The 10,279-nt window shown below is 39.0% G+C and carries 10 protein-coding genes; 8 read left to right on the forward strand and 2 right to left on the reverse strand.

Going from position 1 to position 10,279, the window contains the following annotated elements; genetic code table 11:
* The 7 genes from Q0505_RS15920 to Q0505_RS15950 form a co-directional block, all read left to right on the forward strand.
* The coding region (locus tag Q0505_RS15920) for a UbiA family prenyltransferase (RefSeq protein ID WP_299214951.1) at positions 1 to 473 on the forward strand (473 nt) is incomplete at its 5' end.
* Positions 463 to 1,050, forward strand: coding sequence for a Maf-like protein (locus Q0505_RS15925; protein ID WP_299214954.1), 588 nt, complete (start codon positions 463 to 465; stop codon positions 1,048 to 1,050). The genes Q0505_RS15920 and Q0505_RS15925, both read left to right, overlap by 11 nt.
* 32 nt (positions 1,051 to 1,082) lie before the next feature.
* A complete protein-coding gene (locus Q0505_RS15930) occupies positions 1,083 to 2,042 on the forward strand; it encodes a septum formation inhibitor Maf (protein WP_299214957.1) in 960 nt (319 codons plus the stop codon).
* A 320-nt stretch (positions 2,043 to 2,362) separates the two neighbouring features.
* Positions 2,363 to 4,894, forward strand: a complete 2,532-nt coding sequence (locus Q0505_RS15935) for a PIG-L family deacetylase (protein ID WP_299214960.1) — start codon at positions 2,363 to 2,365, stop codon at positions 4,892 to 4,894.
* Positions 4,895 to 5,007: 113 nt separating this feature from the next.
* Positions 5,008 to 6,708 carry a sodium:solute symporter gene (locus Q0505_RS15940; protein ID WP_299214963.1) on the forward strand — a complete coding sequence of 567 codons (1,701 nt, stop codon included), beginning with the start codon at positions 5,008 to 5,010 and terminating at the stop codon, positions 6,706 to 6,708.
* Complete coding sequence (locus Q0505_RS15945) at positions 6,701 to 7,672, forward strand: Gfo/Idh/MocA family oxidoreductase (protein ID WP_299214966.1); 972 nt, start codon at positions 6,701 to 6,703, stop codon at positions 7,670 to 7,672. Before Q0505_RS15940 ends, Q0505_RS15945 begins: the two co-directional genes overlap by 8 nt.
* A gap of 17 nt (positions 7,673 to 7,689) precedes the next feature.
* Positions 7,690 to 8,172, forward strand: a complete 483-nt coding sequence (locus Q0505_RS15950; protein ID WP_299214969.1) for a hypothetical protein — start codon at positions 7,690 to 7,692, stop codon at positions 8,170 to 8,172.
* A gap of 55 nt (positions 8,173 to 8,227) precedes the next feature.
* Here Q0505_RS15950 and Q0505_RS15955 read toward each other — a convergent pair whose 3' ends face one another.
* Positions 8,228 to 9,073, reverse strand: coding sequence for a DUF2911 domain-containing protein (locus Q0505_RS15955; RefSeq protein WP_299214972.1), 846 nt, complete (start codon positions 9,071 to 9,073; stop codon positions 8,228 to 8,230).
* A gap of 174 nt (positions 9,074 to 9,247) precedes the next feature.
* Between Q0505_RS15955 and Q0505_RS15960 the strand changes: the two genes are divergently transcribed.
* Positions 9,248 to 9,910, forward strand: a complete 663-nt coding sequence (locus Q0505_RS15960) for an MIP family channel protein (RefSeq protein WP_299214976.1) — start codon at positions 9,248 to 9,250, stop codon at positions 9,908 to 9,910.
* Between the two features lie 177 nt (positions 9,911 to 10,087).
* Here the strand turns inward: Q0505_RS15960 and Q0505_RS15965 are convergent.
* The coding region (locus tag Q0505_RS15965) for a transposase (protein ID WP_299214979.1) at positions 10,088 to 10,279 on the reverse strand (192 nt) is incomplete at its 5' end.

The following is a 10,279-nucleotide window of genomic DNA, read 5'->3' on the forward strand; positions in this document are numbered from 1 at the left end:
TAGCAATTGTAGCTATATTTGAGCTATTACCGATAGATCCAGGGTATAATGATGAGTTAAAAATACTGCTATTACATATTATTCTTGACATCTCTATCGCTGCATTTTTAATTAACCTCATTAGAGAAATTGTAAAAGATGTAGAAGATATTCAAGGAGATTATGTGGCAAGGTATCGAACGTTACCTATTATTCTTGGTGCACAAAGAACGGCTCGTATTGCTTCGGTGCTAAGTTTAGTTACGATGACGCTTATCTCTTGGTATACATTTACTTTTTTATACGATCACAAATTTACCGTCGGGATTTTATTTTTTGGAGTCGTTGCTCCACTAGGGTACGTCGCCACACAATTATGGGAAGCCGATAAGAAAAGTCAGTTTTCAAAACTTTCGCTTATTTTAAAAATTATCATGTTTATAGGCATTGTATCCATCCCATTCATATCATATACTATTGCAAATGCTATCTAAACGATTACAGCATAAAAATATCATTCTTGCTTCTGGTTCCCCTCGTAGACAATTCTTTTTTAAAGAGCTTGGATTGGACTTTACTATCCAACTCAAACCTATTGATGAGGTGTTTCCAGAGCATTACAAAGGGGCAGAAATCACTGATTACCTAGCCCAATTAAAAGCTGCTGCTTTCAAAGAATTACAAGAAAATGATATTCTAATTACAAGCGATACGATTGTTTGGTTTCAAGATAAAGCCCTTAACAAACCAGAAGATAAAGAGGAAGCATTTGAAATGATTTCAAGTCTTTCTGGACATACGCATGAAGTGATTACAAGTGTTTGCTTTACCTCTCCTCACAAACAAGTTGTGATTCATGATACCACAAAAGTGACTTTCAAAACGCTGACAGCAGAAGAGATTCATTATTACATAGATAATTTCCAACCGTTTGACAAGGCAGGTGGTTATGGCGTACAAGAATGGTTTGGTTACATCGCGGTTACACGACTAGAAGGATCTTATTTTAATGTGATGGGATTGCCTACACATAAAGTGTATGAAACGTTAATGCAGCTTGCAGACTCTTGAATTTTTAGTAATTTTAAGGTAAAATAAAAGCTATGTCATTTCCCGAAAAACTATTCAAACTCGATCGCACGCTATTTTTTTTAATGATTGCTATGGCACTTATTGCACTACTAGCCAACTGCAAAGGTGATCCTACAACTACAGAAACTGCTGAAATGTCTACAGCAAATAGCACCCTAGAGGTTACAAAGAACAGAACGATCTCTCAGGAATTTAAAGATTATTGGTATGCTGGGAAAGCAGAAATATCTTCCTACAAACTTGAACAAGCCCGGTATGGAGAAATGCGTGATGGCACCGCGGTTCTCATTTATGTAACCGAAGATTTCCTTCCAGAAATACAAGTAAAAGCTGACCGTCAGAACGAACGTAATATTCCTGTATTAAAAATAAATGCCACTAAAAACTTCAATACTGGGATTTATCCGTATTCGGTTATGACCAGTACGTTTTATCCTGTATTTGAAGAAAAACATGCCATTAAAGTATCACAAAGTATGCAAGAATGGTGCGGACACCAATATGCCCAAATCAATAACCGTGACCAGTTTGAAGTCAGCTCCCACTCTTATTTTGAAGGAGAAGCCGATCAAAAATTTACACTTCCAAAAGACGTTCTAGAAAACGAATTATGGACACAACTCCGTATCGACCCAACCGCCTTGCCGACAGGAAAATTTAATGCCATCCCTGACTTTTCATATACCCGCATGAAACATATTCCGTTGAAAGCGTATGAAGCAAAAGGAACCTTAACCGCTTCATCGTACACCCTAGAATATCCCGAATTAAAGCGCACGCTTAACATTCAGTTTTCAGAAGCATTTCCCTACATCATAGAAAGTTGGGAAGATACGTATGTAGATGGCTATGGAGCCAACGGCAAAGCACTCACCACCAAAGCCACCCGCATCAAAACTATTAAAAGCGCCTATTGGTCTAAAAATAGCAATGCAGATGCTGGATTACGAACGGATCTTGGACTTGAATGAGGTACGAGGTATGAGTGACGAAGTACGAGATACGAAGTCAGAAGTCAGAAGTCGGAAGTCGGAAATATCAATCCAAAAACAATCAACTCTAATCAGCGATATGCAAAATTCAGTATTGCTCTATTTTAGAATAGTACTCTAATTCTAAAATCAATAAATCAGAAGCGTTAATCTATATTCAGATACATACACTAGCTAAAAGCCAAAGACTAAGAGCTAAAGTGACCAACGACCAACAGCTAAAAGTTAAAGAAACTCTAAAGGATTCCTGCTCGCATCCATTTTGGTTATATTTGAGAAGACTCAATACACCACATACAATGCGCACTATTACTTTTGTAGTTACCCTGCTTATTTGTTCGCTTTGCGCGAAAATAAACGCACAAGGAATCACCGTAAAGCCCAAAAAACCAACCTCTTCTCAGATTTATGAAGGCATAAAAAAGCTCAATTTTTTAGGTTCTGTCCTATATGTCGCTGCACACCCTGACGATGAGAACACCACCGCTATTTCTTATTTTTCAAATACGGTAAAAGCCCGGACTGCCTACCTTTCCCTTACCCGTGGCGATGGAGGTCAGAATATTATAGGGCCTGAACTTCGCGAACTCCTCGGTATAATTCGTACGCAAGAACTCCTTGCCGCGCGTGCGACCGATGGTGGTGAACAACGCTTTACCAGAGCCAATGATTTTGGCTATTCAAAACATCCCGATGAGACCCTCGCTATTTGGAACAAAGAAGAAGTGCTGAGCGATGTTGTTTGGGCAATGCGAACCTTTAAGCCCGATGTGATTATCAATCGCTTTGATCATAGATCACCAGGATCTACGCACGGACACCATACTTCTAGCGCCATGTTGAGCGTCGAAGCCTTTGACTTGGTGAATGATCCTTCAAAATATCCCGATCAATTACAGTACACAGAAACGTGGCAACCTCAACGCCAGTTTTTCAATACCAGCTGGTGGTTTTATGGGAGCCAAGACGCTTTCGCGAAAGCGGACAAATCCAATCTCGTAAAAGTGGATGTAGGCACTTACTACCCTAGCTACGGAATGTCAAATACAGAAATCTCCTCGTTGAGTCGAAGTCAGCATAAATCACAAGGGTTTGGAAATACAGGAACCCGCGGAAGCAATGAAACGTATTTTGAATTATTGCGTGGTACGATGCCAAGTAATGATGACGTATTTCAAGGGATTGACACTTCTTGGGGACGTGTCAAAGGAAGCGACAAAGTAGCAGCTCTCTTACAAGCTGTCGAAAAAAACTTTGACCACGCCCACCCAGAAAAAAGTGTTCCTAAACTTACGCAAGCATATAAGGAACTTCAAAAACTAGAAGATCAACACTGGAAAACCATAAAAAGCGAAGAATTGAAAGAGTTGATCGCAGCCTGTGCGGGACTCTACCTAGAAGCCGTTGCAAATACACAAACGGCTACCACAGGAGAAGAAGTTACTTTAAAACTAGAAGCCATTAATAGAAGTGATGTTGCTATGACCCTGAATAGTGTGGGGATTCCTACTAAAAAAAGCACCTTAATCGGTGAATCACTTATGACAAATAATGGCTATCAAGGAGAAGAAAAAGTGACCGTATCCAATGAATTTGCTTCTACCAATGCCTATTGGTTAGAAAAACAAGGTACGTTAGGAATGTACCGAGTAGACGATCGCAGGTTGATTGGAAAGCCAGAAACACCAAAAAGAAATGTAGTGACGTTTGAAATTGTCATTGAAGGTGTTGCTTTCAATTTTGATAAACCTATCGTTTATAAATACAATGATCGTGTGAAAGGCGAAGTGTATGAGCCATTTGAAATTGTTCCTGAAGCATCTTCGAGCATTAAAGACAAAGTCCTCATCTTTGCCAATGCAGAGGCAAAACAAATTCCTGTGACAGTCACAGCCCACAAAAACGAACTTACAGGTACTTTACAATTAGACATTCCTAAAGGTTGGAAAGTGTCTCCGCAAACTGCTCCAGTAATGATTGCTAAAAAAGGAGAACAGCAAGTCATTAATTTTACCGTAACCCCGCCAGCAAATCAGAGTGAAGGAATCTTGACACCAAAAATCACCGTAGGTACTACAACCTACGATAAAGAATTAGTAAAGATTGATTATAGCCATATTCCGTTACAATCCTTATTCCTTCCTGCACAAGCAAAAGTCGTCCGATTAGACATAGAACGTAGAGGAGACTACATAGGCTATATTCAAGGAGCGGGTGATGCGGTACCGCAAAACCTAGAACAAATAGGCTATCAAGTAGCGATCATTAAACCAGAAGAAATTACGAAGGAACGATTAGCGCAGTTTGATGCAGTTGTTGTAGGGATCCGCGCCTACAATGTGGTAGATGAACTACAAAGCAAACAACCCACATTGCTAGCATACGTAAAAGAAGGTGGGACATTGATCGCTCAATATAACACCAGTGGTCGTTGGGGTGATACAAAAATTGGAGCCCCCTACCCTATGAAGCTTTCCCGTGATCGTGTGACAGATGAGTACAGTGAGGTGAAAATCCTAGCCAAAGATCATCCACTAATGAATTTTCCGAACAAAATTACCCAAAAAGATTTTGAAGGGTGGACTCAAGAAAGAGGTCTTTATTTTCCTGATGAGTGGTCTAGTGAATACACGCCTATTCTCTCTATGCAGGACAAAGGAGAAACGCCTAAAGAAGGTAGTTTATTGGTCGCTCCGTATGGAGAAGGGCATTATATTTATACAGGGTTGAGCTTCTTTAGAGAACTACCTGCTGGAGTTTCTGGCGCCTATCGTCTATTTTCAAATATGCTTTCTATAGGAAAAGAGAATCCGAAAAAAGTAAAAGGATAACACGATGGATAAAGAACCTAAATATGTTTGGAAAAAGTCGTACACAGTCGTTCTCATAGCCAATGTGATCTATTTTATTTTATTCTATCTTTTAATGAAACAATACGTCTAATATGGAAATTATTGATTGGATTGTTCTCGGAGCCACTTTGGTTTTTATTGTGCTTTATGGCGTATACAAAACACAGGGAAGCAAAAATGTAGAAGATTATATTCGTGGTGGTAATACCTCAAAATGGTGGACTGTCGGTTTATCCGTGATGGCAACACAAGCGAGTGCCATTACCTTCTTATCTACCACAGGACAAGGTTTTTATAGCGGGATGGGATTCGTTCAATTTTATTTTGGACTTCCGATTGCGATGGTGATTATCTGTCTGGTTTTTATTCCCATTTATCATCGGCTTAAGGTCTTTACCGCTTATGAATATTTAGAAAGTAGATTTGATCTTAAAACCAGATCACTTGCTGCGATTCTATTTCTAATCCAACGAAGTCTTGCGGCTGGAATCACGATTTACGCCCCAGCTATTATTTTATCTGCAGTGTTAGGATGGAATCTTACTGTGCTTAATATTGTCATTGGGATTATCGTGATTGTCTACACGGTTTCTGGAGGTACCAAAGCTGTGAGTGTAACTCAAAAACAACAAATGGGTGTCATCTTTATCGGGATGTTTATCGCCTTCTTTTTGATCTTAGATTATTTACCCGAGGACATCACTTTTTCTGATGCCTTAAGTATTGCTGGAGCGGGAGATCGGATGGAGTTACTCGATTTTTCATTTGATTTTGACAATCGATATACGGTATGGAGTGGGCTTATAGGAGGTACGTTTTTAATGCTTTCGTATTTTGGTACCGATCAGAGTCAAGTACAACGGTATTTATCAGGAAAGAATGTACGTGAGATGCGTCTAGGATTGGTCTTTAATGGAATTCTTAAAATTCCTATGCAATTCTTTATTCTATTGGTAGGTGTGATGGTATTTGTGTTTTATCAGTTTAATGCAACACCTTTAAACTTCAATCCTACTGCCACAGAAGCCGTATATGCTTCTGAATATGGTGATGAATATAAAGCCTTGGAAAAACGATTAGAAGCAAATCACAAATACCAAAAAGGAGCTGCGTATAATTATGCCAAAGATCCTGCTAATGATAGGTATCAAGAAGACGGGAAAGACTTATCCTATATCGCCAAGTTTGAAGAGGTAGATAAAATCCTCCGAGCAGAAGCCAAAGAACTTATTAAAAAAGCGAGTGATATTGTAGAAAGTAATGATAAAGATTATGTGTTCATCCACTTTATTCTAAACAATCTTCCCAAAGGACTTATCGGTTTATTGTTAGCTGTGATCCTATCAGCAGCGATGTCATCTACGGCTTCAGAACTCAATGCCCTTGGTGCTACCACCTCTATCGATTTATATAAACGGAATGTAAAAGGAGAAAAAGATGAACAGCATTATGTAAATGCGACCAAACTATTTACGTTAGGATGGGGAGTCCTTGCCATTATTGTTGCCTGTACCGCTAGTCTTTTTGAAAACCTGATCCAATTAGTAAACATTATAGGCTCTATTTTTTATGGCAATATCTTAGGGATTTTTCTACTCGCATTTTTTATCAAATACGTGCGAAGTAATGCCGTATTTATAGCTGCGTTAATTACACAAGCCATTGTACTCGTGGGGTATTTTGATGATTGGATGCCGTATTTATGGCTCAACCTATTTGGGTGCGCTCTTGCAATGGGAATTGCTATACTCATAGAAACCTTATTTAGATTAAACACGCCAAAAAATGCATAACACCAATTGGGCTATTTTAGGATGTGGGAATATTGCCCATAAATTTGCAGAAGATATTCGAGCGACAGAAGGAGCTACGCTCTATGCTGTGGGCAGTCGTAGTTTGGAAAAGGCGGAAGCATTTAAACAACAGCATCAGGCGCACAAAGCGTATGCTTCCTACGAAGACCTCGTCAAAGATCCCAAAGTCGATATTGTCTATATTGCGACACCACATACCTATCATAAAGAAGTTACCTTCCTTTGTCTTAAGCATCGCAAAGCAGTATTATGTGAGAAACCTTTTGCCATGAATCGCAGTGAGGTGGAGGCTATGATCGCTTTCGCGAAAGCGCAAAAAACCTTCTTAATGGAAGCGCTATGGACGTATTTTATACCGCATTATCAATTTGCCCTACACACCGTATATTCAGGAGCATTGGGAGCGATTAAAAGTCTGAAAGCAGATTTTGGCATCGACGTTCCTAAAGATGAATCACACAGATTATACAATAAAAATCTAGGTGGCGGAAGCTTACTAGACGTGGGAATCTATCCGCTATTTGCTGCCCTCACCATGCTTGGAGAACCTGAAAGTATCGAAGCCAAAGCGACATTTCACACTAACGGCATCGACCTTAACTGTGAGATGGAACTCACCTATTCTGATCAGGTAAAAGCAAACTTGTTCTCAGCAATAGACACACAAACTCCTACCACCTGCCACATCGAATTGGAGAAAGGAACGATCCACATTAACAGCCGTTTTCATGATCCTACCAACATTACCATCACTAAAAACGGAATCACAGAAACCATCGACTTTCCAGTGACCGTGCACGGATATCATTATGAGATTTTACATTGTCAAGAAATGCTGGTACAAGGTAAAACAGAAAGTGATATTATGACTTTTGAAAAGAGTATCCAACTTATTAGTTTACTGGACAACGTTCGTGAAAAGATTGGTTTGGAGTATCATTAAATACATAATTTTATAAGATGAAGCACCCAAAATACAAAGAGACACAAACCTTATATTGGTTTGTTGCCTTATTTGCCTTGATTTCTATCCTTATTGTGTGTGCTACCTATTTTCAATGGGGTACAAAACCTATTCCTTCTTGGTCATACGCTATTCCGTTACTCGTTGTCAATATTCTGCCCATACTCATCCTTTATAATATGACCATTACCATCGATACAGAAATGGCAAGAGTACAATTTGGAATCGGATGGCTTAAAAGGGAGATTCCGATTCGCGATCTTGATTTGACGACAGCAGAAATTGTACACTTGCCGTGGTATGTTGGGATAGGCTATCGTTTTAATATGAGAGGAACGTTCTTTAATACAAGACCTGGACCCGCACTATTTATCAAAACAAAAAATAGGAATACCGAATTTTTTGTAGGTACCAAACATGGTAAAGAGATCATCGCCCTTTTAGAAAAAATGCAAGAGCAAGCAAACTTAAAAGCATAAAAAAAACACCTTCGTTGGAAGGTGTTTTTTTATGTATTTAGTGTAGTAAAACGAATTACATCGCTCCCCATTCTTTTAATGAATCAGTATTCATCTTTACGTAATCTGCATTACCAGCTTCTTTTGCGCCTTCAAGTGATGCTTTTGCTGCTTTAACAGCTCCTTTTTTATCTCCGCTTTTTGCAAGAATTAACGACTGCTGACGTAATTGCCAGTATGCTGGCTTTTCTGTCATCGCCATTGCTTTATCCATATATTCTTTAGCCTTGTTAATGTCTTTATCGCTGCTAGCTAAATACACAGCTGCTGCATAATAATCTCCAGCACCTGGACCTGCCATGATTTTTTCGATTTGAGCAGAAACCATTTTTTCTGTAGGCACTCCAAAAGGAACTGCTACATATACGTTTTCCCAAAGGATCCCAAGGTTTGCACCATTATTTGTAAGGTCATCAAAAGTCATGGTAAATGACTCCACCGTCATCGGCATTTTTTGTACAGGTACATTCACCATCGCAGCTACCTTAGAATCATCCCATTCTCTTGGTGCTCCACCTCCCTCATATTCTGTGTAGAAATACACATCCCAAGAAGATGCTGCTGGCTTTGTGAAAATCGCGTATGTTCCTGCCTTTAACTCTTTTCCTCCTACTGTAACATCTGTAGAAAATGTAATTTTGGTACGTTGGTTGGCTCCAGTTCTCCAAATTTTTCCATAAGGCACTAAGTTGCCAAAAATTGTTCTTCCACGCATCGCTGGTCGTGAATATTCTAATGTCACATCGGTCAATCCTACTACTTGCTCCATTTCAGCAAGTGGGCTTGGTGCAGGTGTGTTAATTTGTGCGTATGATCCTATAGTTAATAGACTCATAAAAGCAACTAAAAGTAATTTTTTCATAATGATCTAGTTTTAAAATTGTTATGTAGTTATGTATGTATTTTTTGTCTTGCAGGAACTTGGATATATACCTCCAACGTTTACGTACCTACAAAAATACCATTCCTGCATCTGTCAAACGTTAACAAAATCTTAATATCGCAAGATGTATCTTTGCTCAAAATTCAGAAATACATGAAGCGATATATTGCCGAGCTTATTGGGACATTCTCTATGGTTTTTTGTGGCTGTGGTGCTATGACTGTAAATGAGATTACAAATGGTACGGTTACACATCCTGGCATTGCGATAACTTGGGGATTGATTGTGATGGGAATGATTTATGCTTTTGGTGATATTTCTGGAGCCCATTTTAATCCTGCCGTTACGGTCGCTTTTGCTTACGCGAAAAAATTCTCATGGCGTGAAGTCCCTAAATATATCGTAGCACAAGTTTTAGGAGCAACACTAGCTGGGGCTATGCTTTGGTTCTTATTCCCCGAAAGCGAATTTTTGGGAAGTACCGTTCCTTCATTTGAGCACTATAAAGCCTTTATATTAGAAATCTTACTTACCTTTTTCTTAATGCTCGTGATTATTAATGTATCAACAGGTGCAAAAGAAATAGGTGTTGTTGCAGGAATTGCCATTGGTGGCATTGTATTATTAGAAGCCATGTTTGCAGGTCCCATGACCAATGCCTCTATGAATCCTGCGCGTTCCATCGGACCTGCTATTTTTTCTGGACAATGGGAACCGATGTGGTTATATGTGACCGCTCCCTTTATTGGAGCGATCCTTGCCGTGATGAGTTGTAAGCTCGTCAAAGACGATCAGTGTTGTGATGTTGATTGTTGATCAAGTTATTCTTGTAAAAAACATCTATACTAATCAATTGAATTTTTCCTCTTTTTATTCAGTATAAGACAGCATCTAAGTTCTAAGCACGATAATGCAACGAAGAGAACTCTTTATAGGTTTTCGCTTTAAGCGAAAAAATACCGGATCAAATGCAAAAGTTGTGGGATTTTCGGATTATGCAAAAATATTTGATAATCTAAAGAGGAAGAATTCTACATTTCTAACGCCTCTGAACTGAGCTCTAAACGCTTTTATTTTAGCATTGAAGGATTCTGCTGACGCATTCGTGCTTCGATTATCAAAGTAGTTGAGTATATTCTTGTAGTGTATTGACATTGTTCTAGCAATTGTATTGAAGCTTTTGAA

This window comes from uncultured Dokdonia sp. (assembly GCF_937910895.1).
Taxonomy (GTDB): domain Bacteria; phylum Bacteroidota; class Bacteroidia; order Flavobacteriales; family Flavobacteriaceae; genus Dokdonia.